The organism is Collinsella aerofaciens, assembly GCF_039062315.1.
Lineage (GTDB): Bacteria > Actinomycetota > Coriobacteriia > Coriobacteriales > Coriobacteriaceae > Collinsella > Collinsella aerofaciens_BG.
Map to the genome: position 1 here is coordinate 101,666 of NZ_JBCJBG010000005.1, position 15,752 is coordinate 117,417.

Below are 15,752 nucleotides of genomic sequence, written 5' to 3' on the forward strand. Positions count from 1 at the left end.
CGCTTCTACCCGCCAAACAGTCCTTATTTCACCGCAACTCAAAAGGAAACCTGGGTAGCTAAAGAATCAGCCCCGCGATCGGTGCCGGTCGCGGGGCTGTTCGGGTTCTAGTGGTTATGCGGGCAGTTGGCGCAGCAGCCGCTCGTGGCGTTGGTGCTGGAGCCGCCGCTTCGCTGGTCGGTGTTGTAGAAACCGCTGCCCTCAAATTTAATGCCGCTGGCCGAGAACGTCTTGGCCGCCGGGGCACCGCAGCTGGGGCACACGACCTCGGGAGTCTCGGACATGGGATGCTCAACCTCAAACACGTTGCCGCAGCTCGAGCACTTGTAATCGTAGCGCGCCATAATACTTCCTTTTCAGCACAAAGCGGGCAGATTACTCTGCCCGCAAAAATTCAAACGTCTGTAACTGTACCCTATATCGGGGGTTTTATCACGCTTCGCCCCAGAATCTATGGTTGTTGCGCAGGAGCTGTGCGGTTTTGTTCTCGGCGGCTGCAATGTCCGCCTCGTCAGCCTGCCAGGTCCAGTTGCCCGTGGCCACGCCCGGCACGTTCATACGTGCATCGTCGCCCAGGCCCAGGATGTCCTGCAGCGGCATCATAACGAGCGGCGCATCGCTTGCCAGGGCGTTGCCCATGAGCTCGCCTGCCAATGCAATGCCGCTCGGCTCGTCGCCGCCTGCAAAGGAGCGCGTGCACCAGCCGGCAAGTGTCGAGGTGTCGTGCGTCGAGGTGTACAGGATCTTTCCCGGTGTGGGGTGAATTCCGCAACGAACGTCGTAGTCGCTAAACTCCAGCACGTCCATGCCGGGGAAGCCGCAGGTCGAAGCCATGGCGCGAACGCCGGGCGTCAGATAGCCCAGATCCTCGGCGATAAAGTTGAGCGGACCCAGCTCGTCATAGGCGGTCTGGAACAGGTCCTTGCCCGGGCCTGCCAGCCAGCGGCCGTCGGCACAGGCCTTACCGGCGGGAATGCTAAAGTAGCTGTGGAAGCCCAGGAAGTGGTCCAGGCGCACGCGGTCGTAGAGCGAAAACGCACGACGCAGGCGGTCCATCCACCAGCGATAGCCGTTCTCCTTCATGCGATCCCATCGGAAGGTGGGGTTGCCCCACACCTGGCCCTCGGGCGCAAAGTTGTCGGGCGGCGCGCCCGAAATCTCAATCGCCTTGCCGGTGTCGGATAGCCAGAAGTTCTCGGGCTCGCTCCACGCGTCGGCCGAATCGTCCGAGACATACATCGGGATATCGCCGATGACCTCGACGCCCTTCTTGTGCGCATAGTTCATGAGCTCGCACCAGGCAAGGTCAAAGCGATACTGCATGTACGCCTGCAGCTCGGCCTCGTCGTGGAAGCGCTTGTCGTCGATCAGATACTCGTTGTAGCGCGCGACATCTGCCGGCCAATCGTGGCGCGACTCGCCCTCAAAGTACTTCTTAACGGCCATGTAGACGCAGTACTTCTCGAGCCAATCGGCGTTGCGATGTTTAAACGCCGTGTACAGCGGGTCGGCATCCTCACCGCCGTGGGCCTTCCATGCAGCAAAGTCGGCGGCCAGCTCCTCGTGGCTCTCAGGCAGCAGGTCGATATTGCCTGCAAAGGCCGAGGGGCCGGCGTAGGGGGAGCGGAAGAAGTCCGTGGGGTTGACGGGCAGGACTTGCCAGTAGCGCATGCCCATAGCGGCCAGATGGTCGATAAAGCGACGCGTGGGCGCACCGATTGTGCCGGGCTTGCCGTCATCGGTCGGCACGGAGGTGATGTGGCACACAACGCCCGCGCCATGATCGAGCGGCTCCTGCAGGCGCTTCTCGGCATGGTGATAGATGATCGAAGAGCCCAGCGGGTACAGGTCGAGCGTGACGGTACCGTTGTGGATCTCGCACTCGTGACCGCTGATCACGTCGCTCGCGCATTCGCCGAGCGCCGGAATCGTCACGCGGTGCGAATTGCGCAGGCTGCGGTTGATGATAACCGTCGCGGCTTCGCCGTCATTGCCCGTGCGGGTGTAAGCCAAGACTTCGTCGTTGAGCGCAAAGGCCTTGATCTCGCCATCGACCATAAAGGGCAGCGCACGGCGCACGGCAGACGCGTTCTTAACGATGGCCAGTGTGTCGAAGTCGTGGAGTTGGTCCTTGGTCGGCAGGGTACGGCGGTTGCCCGGGTCGGTAAGGCCCTCCAAGCCGTACTCGTCGCCGTAATAGATTGAGGGTACACCCGGGAAGGTCATCTGCATGAGCGTCGCCAGCCAAAAACGGCTCTTGGCCAGGCCCATCGAGTTATCATCCAGGCGCCATTTACTGCGCTCGCTCTCGGGCAGCTGCGACTCGTCGGGGCCACCGCCGAGCACCGAGATGATGCGCGGGCGGTCGTGGCTTGAAAGCAGATTGAGCGCGCAGGCCAGTGCCTCGCGCGGGTAGTTCTCGCGCAAGGTTTCGATATCCTCGGCTGCCTGGTAGGCGTTCTTGTAGCCCATCAAAAAGCCGATGACCATGTCGCGGAAGGGGTAGTCCATGGCAGAGTCGAGCTCAGAGCCCTGCAGGTAGCGGCGCAGATGGCCGTAGCTGATCTTGTTGGAGGCGTCTTCCCAGACCTCGCCGAGCAGCAGCGCGTCAGGCTTCTCGGCGAGCACGGCCTTTTTGATCTCGGCCAGGAAGTCATCGGAAAGCTCGTCGGCCACGTCCAGGCGCCAACCATGGGCACCGGCGCGCAGCCATTTGCGGATCACGCCGTCCTTGCCCAGGAGCCGCTCGCGCACCAGTTCGGAGCTCTCGTTGATGGCGGGCATGTTGCCCACGCCCCACCAGCAGTCATACGAACCGTCTTCATGGAAGTAAAACGCATCGCGCCACGGCGAGTCCTCGCTTTGCCAAGCACCGACGCCGGGATAATTGCCGTAGCGGTTAAAGTAGATCGAATCGTCGCCCGTGTGGTTGAAGACGCCGTCCAGGATGATGGAAATGCCGAGCTTCTCGGCCGCCTTGCACAGCTCCGTAAAGTCCTGCTCGGTGCCCAGAATCGGGTCGATCTTGGTATAGTCGGCCGTGTCGTAGCGGTGGTTGCTCGCGGCCTCAAAGATGGGGTTGAGGTAGATGGCCGTAAAGCCTAGTTCGGCAATGCGGGGCAGGTCATTTTGGATACCCTTGAGCGAGCCGCCGTAAAAATCCCAGGTCTTGATGGAGCCGTCTTCGGCACGCTCGTACTCGGGCGGTTCGTTCCAGTCCTCGACCATGCGGCGCTGGATTCCGTTGCGCGGTTTTTCAACTTCGGCCAGCGTTCGCTCGCGCCAGTTTTCGTCGCGGGCATAGCGGTCGGGGAAGATCTGGTAGACCATGCCCCGCTCGTACCAGGTGGGACGGTTCTCGCGATGCTTGTAGACGGTAATCTGGAACGACGGGACCTCGGCGTAATCGTAGGTCACACCCTCGCCACCGGTGCGACCCTGCGGTGCACCCAAGCGGACCTCGGGCTGGCCCTCGATGTTGCAGATAAAGCTGTACCAAATAAGACAGGGCTCGGTGCACTCAAGCTCTACGGTAAATATGCCGTCGCCCTCGTGCGTCATGGGATACAGAGACTCACCGATTTCATCGACCCAGGTACGCAGGGTAAGCGTTGCCTGGTTGGGGTCGGCATCCTCCAAAATCACCGAGAGCGAAACGGAAGTTCCAGTGGTCACAGCGCCAAACGGAGTGCGAAACTGCGGCAGACGGCTGTTGTGTATCAATCTCATAATACGGTCCAGTTCAATAGAATCACGGCCTGCGGGCCATGGGCTTTACGCACAGGAAGTAAGTATATCTGTTGTACATAGGCTGTATAAACAACATCCGTTTACCATCGGCGAACGGTTGTCCTAGAAAATCGTTTTATCACCCAAATTATCGCGATATTTAAAAACATCTATACGATACTATTTGTAGCCAACCAAAAGTACTTCGGTTTACTACGACGAATTGAATGATCTCAACCACGGTTATTTTCGTGATATTAAAACCTCAGGTAGAGGCGTTGCCAATTTCGTAGATTACTCGCCGTGGTCAGCCGGAGCCATTTTGTCGTAGTAAACCGGGCTTCTTTTTTACTAGAGAAGTTCAACCAAGAAGAGGACGCCTGGTTGGGGCGCCCTCTTTTGCGTTGAGGATTAAGTTTGAATCGTCCGGATTAGTGGCGCTTGCGGGTGGCCGTTGCCTTGCGGACGGAGGTCTTCTTGGTCGGAGCCTTTTCCTCGGCTGGAGCGGCGGGGGAGACCGGGGCCTCCTTGGCGGGCTCGGTCTTTGCCGTAGCCTTCGAAGCGGTCTTGACCTCGGCGGCCTTCGTTGCCGGTTCAGCCTTTACTGAGGGCTTGTCCTCGGCTTTAGCCTCTGCCTTGGGAGCTTCAGCCTCGGTCGTGGTCTTCTTGGCCGTCTTCGTAGAGCGCTTGCGCGTGGTGGTCTTGGCGGCCGGCTTTGCCTCGACAGCTGCCTTGGCCTTGGGCTCGGCGGGCGTCTCCTCGACCTTGGTGGCCGGCTTTGTGGTGGCCTTCTTGGTCGTCGACTTCGTAGCCGAGGCCTTCTTGGCAGCCGTGGTCTTGGTCGCGGTCGTCTTCTTGGCAGCGGTCTTGGCCGGAGCCTTTGCCGCGGGCTTAGCCTCGGCAGCGTCGGCCTTTACCTCGGGAACGACCTCGGCCTCGGTGGCCTTCTTAACAGCGGCGGTCGTGCGCTTGCGCGTGGTCGATGCCTTGGCAGTAGTTGCCTTAGCGGCGCTAGTCTTGCTAGCAGCGGCCTTTGTGGTCGTGGCCTTCTTAGCCGTCGTCTTGCGGGTGGTCGTCTTCTTGGCGGCAGGTTTCGCTGCGGGCTTAACTTCGGCATCGGCAGCCGGCTTCTCCTCGGCCTTGGGCTCCTCAGCAGCAGCGGGCTCTTTAACGGGCGCCGCAGGCTCGGCCTTAGCGGCAACCGGCTCCTCTACGGTCATAGCAGCCTTCACAGCCGCCGGGCGCTCAATCTCCGGGTGCATAAAGAAGTACAGGTCAAGATACTTGTCGGCCGAGCGCGTCCAGCTAAAGTCCTGGCTCATGGCCTGCGTGACCAGCTGATTCCAGGCCTCGCGATTATCCCAGAACAGGCGTGCCGCGCGGAACACGGCGTCGCCCATCTCGTCGCCGTTAAAGTTGGTAAATGAGAAGCCCGTGCCCTCGCCGGTAAACTCGTTGTACGGCTGCACGGTGTCCTTCAGACCACCGGTCTCGCGAACAATCGGCAGAGTGCCGTAGCGCATGGCGATGATCTGCGACAGGCCGCAGGGCTCAAACTTCGAAGGCATCAGGAACATATCGGCGGCGGCGTACATGCGCTGCGACAGCGCAGGATCGAACTCGATGCGCGCGGCCATGGTGCCGGGGTACTTGTCCTGGAAGTAGCGCAGGCCGTCCTCGTAGTCGCGGTCGCCGGTACCCAGCACGGCCACCTGAACGCCGCCGGACAGGATTCGGTCGAGCGCGTACATGACCAGGTCCATGCCCTTCTGGCGCGTCAGGCGCGTGACCATCACCATAAGCGGGCGGTCGTCGCGAACCTCCAGACCCAGCTCCTCCTGCAGCTTGGCCTTGCACACGGCCTTGCCGGAACGGTCATCAACCGTGTAGTTGGCGGCAATGCGCTTGTCGGTCGCCGGGTCAAAGCCCGCAACGTCAATGCCGTTGAGGATGCCCTGCAGCGCATAGGAGCGCTCGCGCAGCACGCCGTCCAGGCCCTCGCCAAACTCGGGCGTCTGGATTTCGTTGGCATAGGTGGGGCTCACCGTGGTGATGGCATCGGCATAGTGCAGCGCGCCCAGCATATAGTTGATACTGCAGGCATCGCAGCGCAGCTGCGTGGCGGCCGCGGGAATATGCGCCACACCCAGGATGTCCTCCATCACGGTGTCGCTAAACTGGCCCTGGAACGCCACGTTGTGGATTGAGAACACGGTCTTGACGCGGTCGTACAGCGGCAGGCCCTGGTAGAACTCGCGCAGGAACACGGGCGCCAGTGCCGTCTGCCAGTCGTTGCAGTGCAGGATGTCGCACTCAAAGCCGGCCGGCAGGTGCTGCAGGCTCTCGGTGATGGCTTTGGAGAAGAACGCAAATCGCTCGCCGTCATCGAAGAAGCCGTACGGATAGTCGCGCGCAAAGTAGCGCTCGTTGTCCACGAACATATAGGTGACGCCGTCGTGCTCGAGCTTCTCCAGCCCGCAGTACTCGTTGCGCCAGCCCAGGCTCACGTAAAAGTCGGCAAAGTGCTCCATCTGCGCCTTGTACTCGTCCTTGATGGTGGCGTACTTGGGCACCATCACGATAACCTCGGCGCCGGCGCGCACAAGCGCCGCAGGCAGCGAGCCCGCCACGTCACCCAGGCCACCGGTCTTAACAAACGGTGCGCACTCGGCCGAGGCAAACACGATCTGCATCTTTTTGCTGGAATCAGCCATATTGTCTCCCATGTTGTTATTCGAGAATAGCCGCCAGGCGCGAACCGGGCGGCTATTCTACATGTTACGAGCGATGTTGCGGTGCCAACGTTAACGTACGATGGTGGTGTCGGAAGTTAACGGAGCTTTTCCCAGCACCAGGATGTTCTCGGGCGTGCCGCGAAGCTCGGTGTTGGTGGGAACCACGTTGTTCTTGTCCAGAATGGCGTTCTCGACGCGTGCGCCGCTCTTGATGATGCAGCTCTGATTGATGATCGAGTTGGTCACCGAGGCGCCCTCCTCAACCACAACGCCGCGCGACAGGATCGAGTTGCGCACGGTGCCCTTGATGATGCAGCCGGCCGAGATGATCGAGTTGCACGCGTGGCTGCCGGTCGCATAGCGCGAAGGCGGCACGTCGTGAGCCTTGGTCAGGATCGGGCGCTCGGGGTCAAAGAGCTGGTCGGCCACGGTCTGGTCGAGCAGGTCCATGCTGCGGCGATACAGCGACTTCTCGCTAAACACGCCCACGACCTCGCCCTTGTACTCGTAGCTGCACACGTCGATGTTGCCAAAGTCGCCCTGGAGTGCCTCGAGCAGGTCTAGGTAGTCGGCGGCTTGGTAGTGGTCGATGATCTCGAGCAGCGTCTCGCGGTTGACGATGCAGCAGTCCATAGAGGCGTTGTCGCCGTACACGACGCCAGCGCTCACGCCCGTCAGGCGGCCGTTCTCGTTAATCTCGAGCTTGGTCTCGTCATCGACGTTGCGCGTAGCCTTGCAGTACACCACGGTCATCTGGGCACCGGAGTTCTCGTGCGCGTCGATGATGGTGTTGAGGTCCATGTTAAAGATGATATTGGTGCCCATCATCACGACATAGGGCTTATCCGAGCGCTGGAACAGCGTCTTGTTGGAGATGATGTCGCGCAGCAGGAAGCGCATGCCGCCCTTGGTGGTGCCATACGCGTTGCCGGGCACCATGAACAGGCCGCCCTTCTTGCGGTCCAGGCCCCAGTCCTTGCCCGAGCCCACGTGGTCGATCAGTGAGCGGTAGTTGCCCGGCATGACGACGCCGACGGTCTTAATGCCGGCATTCATCATGTTGGACAGCGGGAAGTCGATCAGGCGGTAGCGGCCCAAAAACGGAACGGACGCGATGGGGCGGTCCTTGAGCAGGACGCTGCCGTAGGTCGAAGAGTAGTTAGCGGTAATATAACCGATGGCCTTGCGATTGATCATCGGATCATTCCCCCTTCCCGATAACGACGTCATTTCCAACGACGGCCGTATCCTTGGTGGTATCGACAGAGCCGAGCTTCACGCCCTCTTCGACCGTGGAGTTCTCGCCCAAAATAGCGCGGCAGATGTGCGCGCCGCTCTTAACGTGCGCACCCGGCAGCAGCACGGAGTCCTCGACCACGGCTCGCTCCTCGATGATGACATCGGTCGAAAGGATCGAGTGACGAGCGGTGCCGTAGATCTTGCAGCCGTTGGAGACCAGGCAGTCGTCCAGGCGGCCGTCCGGACCAATGTAGTGCGGCGGACGCGTGGTGATGTTGGACATGATGGGGAAGTGCTTGTCAAACAGATCGAACTCGGGGTTGTTGCCCAGCAGGTCCATCGAGGTCTCGTGGAAGCTGGCGATCGTGCCGACGTCCTTCCAAAAGCCGTGGAACTCGTAGCTGTACAGGCGCTTGCCCTCGCCGAGCAGCTTGGGGATGATGTCCTTGCCAAAGTCGTGGCTCGAGCGCTGGTCCAGAGCGTCCTCCTCGAGTGCCTCGATCAGCACGTCGGCCGAGAAGATGTAGATACCCATGGAAGCGAGGTTCGAATCGGGCTTCTCGGGCTTCTCGGTAAACTTGGTGATGCGGCCGTCCTCGGGGTCGGTGGTCAGGATGCCAAAGCGGCTGGCCTCCTCCCACGGCACGGGCATAACGCTCACCGTGAGGTCGGCGTTATTCTCAATGTGTGTCTTGAGCATCTTGCGGTAGTCCATGCGATACAGGTGATCGCCCGAAAGAATCAGGACGTACTTGGGGTCGTTGGCCTTGATGTAGTCCAGGTTCTGCGTAATGGCGTCGGCCGTGCCCGCATACCAGGCGCCGCCGGTCTGCGTCTCGTACGGCGGCAGGATCGACACGCCGCCGTCGCGGCTGTCCAGATCCCACGCCTCGCCGGAGCCCACGTAGGCATGCAGCAGGTAGGGGCGATACTGCGTCAGAACACCCACCGTGTCGATGCCCGAGTTGGAGCAGTTGGACAGCGAAAAGTCGATAATGCGGAACTTGCCACCAAAGCTAACCGCCGGCTTAGCGATCTTTTGGGTGAGTGCCCCCAATCGGCTGCCCTGTCCTCCTGCGAGGAGCATCGCGATGCATTCTTTCTTACTCATCGATTTCTCCTTCTGTCATCGATGTTCCTAAACCCATTAGCGACGGGCGCGGCGCAACGTCACGCCCGTCGAGTAATGCCGTGCTGGCATAGGAGAGCTCGCGCGCCTTTACGCGTGCCAGATCTCGTCGCGGTACTCGCGAATGGTGCGGTCGCTCGAGAACCAGCCGCTCGAGGCGGTGTTGAGCAGGGCCTTGCGGTTCCAGGTCTCCTGGTCGCCGTAGCTGCCCGTGAGCTTCTCCCAGGCGTCGACGTAGCTGCGGAAGTCCGCCATGACCAGGTCGGGGTCGTTGTTGTTCATGAGCTCGTTGTAGATGCTCTCGAAGTTGCCCGAAAGACCCGCAAAGGTGTTGTCCTTGAGCTCGTCCATCACGCGGCCCAGACGGTCGCGATCGTTGTTGAGCGTATCCCACGCAAAGTAGCTGTTCGATGCCCAGAGCTGCTCGACCTCGGGAGCGGTCAGGCCAAAGATGGCCTCGTTCTCGCGGCCGGCCAGGTCGGCGATCTCGATGTTGGCGCCGTCGAGGGTGCCCAGCGTAATGGCGCCGTTCATCATGAGCTTCATGTTGGACGTGCCCGAGGCCTCCTTGCCGGCCGTGGAGATCTGCTCCGAGATCTCGGCGGCGGGGTAGATGAGCTGGGCGTTGCTCACGCGGAAGTTGGGGATAAAGCAGACCTTCATGACCTCGTTGACGCGCGGGTCGTTGTTGATGACATCGGCCACGGAGTTAATGAGGCGGATGGTCTCCTTGGCAAAGGTGTAGCTCGAGGCAGCCTTGCCGCTAAAGATGAAGGTCGTCGGCGTCACGTGGAAGTTGGGGTCGGCGATGCGACGGTTGTAGATGTCCATCACCTTCATGATGTTCATGAGCTGGCGCTTGTAGGCATGGAAGCGCTTAACCTGAACATCGAAGACGGTGTTGGGGTCAATGACCAGACCGGTCTCGGCCTTAACGTAGGCGGCCAGGCGTTCCTTGTTGGCGCGCTTGGAGGCGCCCACGGCCTTCAGGAACTCGGTGTCGTTCTGGAACTCCTTGAGCTTCTCCAGCTCAAAGGCGTCCTTCAGCCAGCCATCGCCAATGGCCTCGGTCACGAGCTTGGCGTAGGTGGGGTTGGCCTCGGCAAAGAAGCGTCGGTGCGAGATGCCGTTGGTCTTGTTGTTGAACTTCTCGGGCGTCAGGGCATAGAAGTCCTTGAGCACGATATTCTTAATGATGTCGGAGTGAATCTTGGCCACGCCGTTGACGCTGTGGCTGCAAATCACGGACAGGTTGGCCATGCGAATCTCGCCGTCCCACAGGATGGCGGTCTGGCGCAGACGCTCCTGCCAGCCCTCCTGCGTGGTGTCGAACGACTCGTGCCAACGACGGCTAATCTCGTCGATGATCTGGTACACGCGGGGGAGGAGCTTGGAGAACATGCCGATAGGCCACTTCTCCAGGGCCTCGGGCAGGATGGTGTGGTTGGTGTAGCTCACGACCTGCGTCACGATGTTCCAGGCGTCATCCCACTCGAGCTTCTTCTCGTCGATGAGGATACGCATGAGCTCAGGGCCGCACATGGCGGGGTGCGTGTCGTTGGTGTGGATGGCCACAAACTGCGGCAGCAGCTCCCAGTTCTCGCCGTGCTCCTTCTCAAAGGTGTCGAGCAGGCTGTAGATGCCGGCCGAGACAAACAGGTACTCCTGCTTCAGGCGCAGCAGACGGCCGTGCTCGCCGGCGTCGTTGGGGTAGAGGATGGCGCTGATGGCCTCGGCCTCGGCGCGCTCGGCGTCGGCCAGGGCGTAGTCGCCGCGGTTGAAGGCCTCAAGGTCAAAGTGCTCCTCGACCGGCTCGGCGGCCCAGACGCGCAGCTTGTTGACGGTCTCGCCGGCATAGCCCACAACGGGGATGTCGTAAGGGACGGCCAGGATGTCCTGCGTGTCCACCGTGCGGTAGAACGTGCGACCGTTCTCCTCAAAGCCCTCGACGCGGCCGCCAAACTTAATGGTCACGGCCTTGTCCTGACGACAGACCTCCCAGGGATAGCCGTGGGTGAGCCACTCGTCGGTGGCCTCGACCTGGCTGCCGTTGACGATCTCCTGCTTAAACAGGCCGTAGCGGTAGCGCATGCCGTTTCCGTAGCCGGCGATGCCCTCGGCTGCCATGGAATCCAGGAAGCAGGCGGCCAGACGACCCAGGCCGCCGTTGCCCAGTGCCGGATCGGGCTCCTGGTTTTCGATGACAGACAGGTCAAAGCCCATGTCGTCGAGCGCCTCGGCGACCATGTCGCGCACGCCAAAGTTGAGCAGGTAGTTATCGAGCAGGCGGCCGATCAAAAACTCGATCGAGAAGTAGTACACGCGCTTCTTGCCCTCGACGGTGGCGCGGGCGTCACTCTTGGTGGCAACGGTGCGCGCCTTCTCGGCCACGAGCTTGGCCAGGGCGTTAAAGCGGTCGAGGTCGCTGGCGGCCTCGACGCTCTTGCCGCTGATGCTCATAACGGCATCGCGATAGAGCTCGGTAAACTCCTGCTTGTTGTCGAAGATCTTATTCATACGTTCCTTTCCCCCGGGGATGTTTCTCCCGGAACGGTTATGACATGTATCCTACGCCTTGGCGAGACGGGTAATTACAGCTGTAACGGCTTTGTTACGCATCCTTGGCAGACGGCTTAACAGAAGCTGCCTTGGCCTTGGGAGCGGCCTTTTTGGTGGCTGCCTTCTTGGCCGTAGTGGACTTGGCCGAAGCCTTGGCAGTGGGCTTTGCAGCCTTCGCCTTAGCCGGAGCCTTCTTGGCAGCCGCAGGCTTGGGCTTCACCGTGGACGTGCGCTTCTTGGGCGCAGCCTTGGGCTCCTCAACCACCGGCGGCTTGTAGCTGCTGGGACCGCGGCGCTTAAGCACCACGCCAGCCAGGCCGGGCACCTTGATCTCAATGGAGTCCATCTGCCCGTTCCAGGGATAGGGCTCGCTCGAGCAGGTGTAGGGCTCTTCGCCGGCATAGCCACTGCCGCCAAACTCGGGACGGTCGGAGTCAAAAATGACCTCCCAGTCGCCCTCGCGCGGCACGCCCACGCGGAAGCTCTCGTAGCTCGCCGGATCAAAGTTGATCAGGATCACCAGGTCGTCGTCGATGTCCTCGCCCTGTCGCACAAAGCTCACGATGGACTGCTTGGAGTTGTCCGCGTCGATCCAGGTAAAGCCGTCGTCGGTGTAGCCGCGCTCGTACAGGGCGGGCTCGGCGGTGTATAGGTGATTGAGCGCCTTGATAAACGCCTGATGATGCTTGTGAGTCTCGTACTCCTCGGTCAGGAACCACTGGATGGACTCGTAGTAGCGCCATTCAATAAACTGGCCGATCTCGTTGCCCATAAAGTTGAGCTTGGCACCGGGGTGCGTCATCTGGTAGAAGGCGAGCGTGCGCAGGCCGGCAAACTGGCGCCACCAGTCGCCCGGCATGCGGCCGATCAGCGAGCACTTGCCGTGTACAACCTCGTCGTGGCTCAGCGGGCAGATAAAGTTCTCGGTAAAGGCGTACATGATGGAGAACGTGAGCAGGCCGTGGTTGCCGGGGCGCCACGGAAAATCGGTCTGCATATAGTGCAGGGTGTCATTCATCCAGCCCATGTCCCACTTGTAGTGGAAGCCAAGGCCGCCGTCCTGCGGCGGATAGGTCACGAGCGGCCACGCGGTGGACTCCTCGGCCATCATCATCACGTCGGGGTAGTGAGCCTCCACGGCGCAGTTGACCTGGCGGATAAACGCGCTGGCGTCCAGGTCCTCCTCGGTACCGTACTTGTTGAACTTCTTTTGGCCCGGATCGTCGATGCCAAAGTTGAGGTACAGCATGCTGGACACGCCGTCCATGCGGATGCCGTCAACGTGGAAGTTCTCGAGCCAGTACAGCACGTTGGAGACCAAGAAGGAGCGGACCTCGCCGCGGGCGAAGTCGAACTTGTGCGTACCCCAGTTGGGGTGAATCTCGTGCTCAAACAGCATGTGGCCGTTAAAGGTGGCAAGGCCGTGGGAGTCGGCGCAAAAACCGCCGGGTACCCAGTCCATGATCACGCCGATGCCCGCCTCGTGGCACGCATCGATAAAGTGCATGAGCTGCTGCGGGTTGCCGTAGCGCGATGTGGCGGCATAGTAGCCGGTCGTCTGGTAGCCCCAGGAGCCGTCGAAGGGATGCTCCATGAGCGGCATGACCTCGATATGCGTATAGCCCATGTCGCGCACGTAGTCTACGAGCTCGACCGACAGGTCGTCGTAGGTGTAGAACTCGCCGCGCTGCGCGGGGAAGGGGTCCATGGGACCGGGGTAGTTGCCGTACTCGTCGGGCTCGCCCTGTGGCGCGTCGCCGTGGCGCTTCCACGAGCCAATATGCACCTCGTAGATGTTAAGCGGCTGAGACATGTGGTTGTGGCCGGCGCGGCGCTTGAGCCACGCGGCGTCGTTCCACTTGTAGCCGTCGAGGGTCCACAGCACGCTGGCGGTACCCGGAGGGCACTCTGCCTTAAAGGCATACGGATCGGCCTTGTAGAGCTTTTCGCCCTCGTTGGTTTCGATGAGATATTTATAGAGCTGGCCCTGCTCGGCGCCAGGAATAAAGCCTTCCCAAATAGCGCTCGTATGCACGGGCACCAGCGGGTTGGCTTCCTCATTCCAGTCATTAAATTCGCCAATGACATGGACGCTTTTTACATCGGGCGCCCAAACGCAAAAGCGCCAGCCGCGCGTGCGCTGCTGCGTGTCGGGATGCGCGCCCATCTTTTCCCAACTGCGCTCCCACATTCCAATGCCAAACAGGTAGACATCGTCCTTGGAGAGCTCCGGTGCGTGCGGAGCCGGTTTGCGGGTTGCGGGCTTTTTAGCCGTTGGCTTTAGCTTTGTATCGCTCACGTTTGATCCCATCATGACGCGGCAGCGTGTTGCCTTGGTGACTAGATGCGAAAGGTCCAAGGCTGCACGAATCGAAGGGACGGCGAAGTTTCTGTGATTCGTTCCACCTCGCGTGCTCGGTGGAACTTTCGGCAGAAACTACGATAACACCTGTGCGTTAGTTTTATGGACGAAAGCGGATTTGCGGGGGCGTTTAATCGGTAAGCGACATGTTTATACCACTGGCAGAATTGCCGTGGTAAAACTCTTGACAGTTTTACCAATTAGGGTATCAAAATTGTTTGGTTGACGTTTGGTAAAACGTTTTTAGCAGGATGTTTACCATTTGATATTGAAAGGTTCGTTTATGTCCCATACCGCCGCTCCCAAGGTTGCTTTAATTTTCGATTGCGACGGCACGCTGGTTAATAGCACCCCCGTTTGGGCTTATGCTCAGCCAGAGTTATTGCACCGCCACGGGATTGACGTGACCGTGGATGACTTTGCCCAATTTGAGCACCTGTCGCTGGAGGACGAGTGCCAGGCCTACCACGACACATGGGGCATTGGCGCGAATGGCGAGGAACTCTACCGTGAGCTGAGCGACATCCTGATCGATGGCTACTCCAAGGTGCCGCCGCGCGATGGTCTGCTTGCATTTTTGAAGCAGGCGCAGGAGGCCGGTATTGCCATGTGCGTTGCCACGTCCACGCCAGCCGAGCTGGTTAAGTCTGCGCTTGCGGGCGCCGGGCTCGATGCCTACATGGAGTTTGTGACCACCACGGGCGAGGCAGGTCGCTCCAAACAGTTCCCCGACGTATACGAGCTGGCGCTGCGCCGCCTGGAGGAGCGCCATGGGCACAAGTTTGAGCGCGCTTGGGTGTTTGAGGACGCCGTCTTTGGCCTAAAGAGCTCTGGCTCCGCCGGCTTTAAGCGTGTAGGTATTTATGACCCGCACGGCCGCATGAAGCGCGACGACGTGCGCGCCAACTGCGATATCTTTATCGACAGCTACGAGGAGCTTGACCTGGCCCGCGTGCTTTCGTTTGAGGGATAGGCGAGGGCTGTGGCTTGCAAGGTATTAGTGGTCTGCGGCTCGCCCGTGGTGGCGGGCGCGGATCTGTTGCGAAGGCTAGCGGGGGAGTGCGACCACGTTGTCGCCGTGGACCGCGGACTCGACGCGCTGTTGGGCGCGGGATTGAGTTGCGACGTGTATGTGGGGGATGCCGACACGGTGAGTGATGCAGGTCACACGTTGGTCGATGCCGCCGAAGCCTTTGAGGTGGAACGCCACGACCCTTACAAGGACTATACAGATCTGGCTCTGGCGCTCGATTCCGTCCGTCGTCGCTGGCCGGGTGCCGAAGTGGTTGCGACCTGCGCCACCGGCGGCCGTCCCGATATGGCACTTTCCGTGCTGGGACTGCTCGTGGGCTACGAAGATGCCCCTGTCTGGATTGCCGAGGACAAGGTGATCGCCCGTATCCTTCACGCAGGCGAATCGTGGACCATCGAAGGCGCCGAAGGAAAGACCTTCTCCATCATCGCAATCGCCCCTAACACCAAGGTCAGCGAACACGGCCTAGAATGGGAACTCGATCACGCCCAGCTAGCTCTACTAGCGGACACCGGCATCAGCAACGTCGTCCGGGGCACGGCAACCATTCAAGTTCACGCCGGCACCGCTATCGCTTACCTCTACAAGTAAGGTCTATCGCATCAGGGTTTTATCCACCGTCCAAGGAAAACGCGTAAGGCGGTAAATCAATCCAAAATTCCCCTTGCATCCCCGAAGATCTTCCCCTATAGTATTACCTCGTCACGGGGGCGTAGCTCAGCTGGGAGAGCGCTTGACTGGCAGTCAAGAGGTCAGGGGTTCGATTCCCCTCGTCTCCACCATCGTGAATTCAAAGGCCTTCGGTATCCCGAAGGCCTTTTTTCATGCCAAAATATCTCGCGCCGCAAACCCCACCTACGCCAACAAAAAGTTGCACAATTTATTTCCCATCTCTGTACATAGTTTGTTAGACAAACGCAATTACCAGTGCAGCTCGCCGTTCCATTTGTGCTTCAAGATCACCCT

General features: G+C 60.3%; 9 protein-coding genes and 1 tRNA gene. 3 read left to right on the forward strand and 7 right to left on the reverse strand.

From position 1 onward, the window contains the following. Nucleotides 1-107: 107 nt before the first annotated feature. The 7 genes from ABCP74_RS04100 to glgB form a co-directional block, all read right to left on the reverse strand. The gene (locus tag ABCP74_RS04100) at nucleotides 108-344 is read right to left on the reverse strand and encodes an FmdB family zinc ribbon protein (protein ID WP_195192825.1); all 237 of its coding nucleotides are present in this window, start codon (nucleotides 342-344) and stop codon (nucleotides 108-110) included. Nucleotides 345-432: 88 nt separating this feature from the next. Beyond that, a complete protein-coding gene (locus tag ABCP74_RS04105) occupies nucleotides 433-3,729 on the reverse strand; it encodes a 4-alpha-glucanotransferase (protein ID WP_343000807.1) in 3,297 nt (1,098 codons plus the stop codon). Between the two features lie 431 nt (nucleotides 3,730-4,160). Next, entirely contained in the window at nucleotides 4,161-6,443 is a 2,283-nt protein-coding gene (glgA, locus tag ABCP74_RS04110; protein ID WP_343000806.1) for a glycogen synthase GlgA, read from the reverse strand. A gap of 90 nt (nucleotides 6,444-6,533) precedes the next feature. Then, nucleotides 6,534-7,661 carry a glucose-1-phosphate adenylyltransferase subunit GlgD gene (gene glgD, locus ABCP74_RS04115; RefSeq protein ID WP_117736345.1) on the reverse strand — a complete coding sequence of 376 codons (1,128 nt, stop codon included), beginning with the start codon at nucleotides 7,659-7,661 and terminating at the stop codon, nucleotides 6,534-6,536. A 4-nt stretch (nucleotides 7,662-7,665) separates the two neighbouring features. After that, nucleotides 7,666-8,814, reverse strand: coding sequence for a glucose-1-phosphate adenylyltransferase (locus ABCP74_RS04120; RefSeq protein WP_343000805.1), 1,149 nt, complete (start codon nucleotides 8,812-8,814; stop codon nucleotides 7,666-7,668). A gap of 108 nt (nucleotides 8,815-8,922) precedes the next feature. Then, nucleotides 8,923-11,349: a glycogen/starch/alpha-glucan phosphorylase gene (locus ABCP74_RS04125; RefSeq protein WP_343000804.1), complete on the reverse strand. Its 2,427-nt coding sequence runs from the start codon at nucleotides 11,347-11,349 to the stop codon at nucleotides 8,923-8,925. A gap of 94 nt (nucleotides 11,350-11,443) precedes the next feature. Next, on the reverse strand, nucleotides 11,444-13,705 hold the full coding sequence (gene glgB, locus ABCP74_RS04130) for a 1,4-alpha-glucan branching protein GlgB (RefSeq protein ID WP_343000872.1): 2,262 nt from the start codon (nucleotides 13,703-13,705) through the stop codon (nucleotides 11,444-11,446). A 331-nt stretch (nucleotides 13,706-14,036) separates the two neighbouring features. Here glgB and ABCP74_RS04135 point away from each other — a divergent pair, with 331 nt between their 5' ends. The 3 genes from ABCP74_RS04135 to ABCP74_RS04145 all read left to right on the forward strand — a co-directional run bounded on the left by ABCP74_RS04135 (nucleotide 14,037) and on the right by ABCP74_RS04145 (nucleotide 15,568). Beyond that, nucleotides 14,037-14,726, forward strand: a complete 690-nt coding sequence (locus tag ABCP74_RS04135; RefSeq protein WP_343000803.1) for an HAD family hydrolase — start codon at nucleotides 14,037-14,039, stop codon at nucleotides 14,724-14,726. A gap of 9 nt (nucleotides 14,727-14,735) precedes the next feature. After that, on the forward strand, nucleotides 14,736-15,377 hold the full coding sequence (locus ABCP74_RS04140) for a thiamine diphosphokinase (protein WP_343000802.1): 642 nt from the start codon (nucleotides 14,736-14,738) through the stop codon (nucleotides 15,375-15,377). A gap of 115 nt (nucleotides 15,378-15,492) precedes the next feature. Then, a tRNA-Ala gene (locus ABCP74_RS04145) sits at nucleotides 15,493-15,568 on the forward strand. Nucleotides 15,569-15,752: the final 184 nt, after the last annotated feature.

Excerpts from the sequence above, each read along its gene's own strand:
- ABCP74_RS04100 (WP_195192825.1), bottom strand. The coding sequence starts at position 344 with ATGGCGCGCTACGATTACAAGTGCTCGAGCTGCGGCAACGTGTTTGAG.
- ABCP74_RS04105 (WP_343000807.1), bottom strand. The coding sequence starts at position 3,729 with ATGAGATTGATACACAACAGCCGTCTGCCGCAGTTTCGCACTCCGTTT.
- glgA (WP_343000806.1), bottom strand. The coding sequence starts at position 6,443 with ATGGCTGATTCCAGCAAAAAGATGCAGATCGTGTTTGCCTCGGCCGAG.
- glgD (WP_117736345.1), bottom strand. The coding sequence starts at position 7,661 with ATGATCAATCGCAAGGCCATCGGTTATATTACCGCTAACTACTCTTCG.
- ABCP74_RS04120 (WP_343000805.1), bottom strand. The coding sequence starts at position 8,814 with ATGAGTAAGAAAGAATGCATCGCGATGCTCCTCGCAGGAGGACAGGGC.
- ABCP74_RS04125 (WP_343000804.1), bottom strand. The coding sequence starts at position 11,349 with ATGAATAAGATCTTCGACAACAAGCAGGAGTTTACCGAGCTCTATCGC.
- glgB (WP_343000872.1), bottom strand. The coding sequence starts at position 13,705 with ATGATGGGATCAAACGTGAGCGATACAAAGCTAAAGCCAACGGCTAAA.
- ABCP74_RS04135 (WP_343000803.1), top strand. The coding sequence starts at position 14,037 with ATGTCCCATACCGCCGCTCCCAAGGTTGCTTTAATTTTCGATTGCGAC.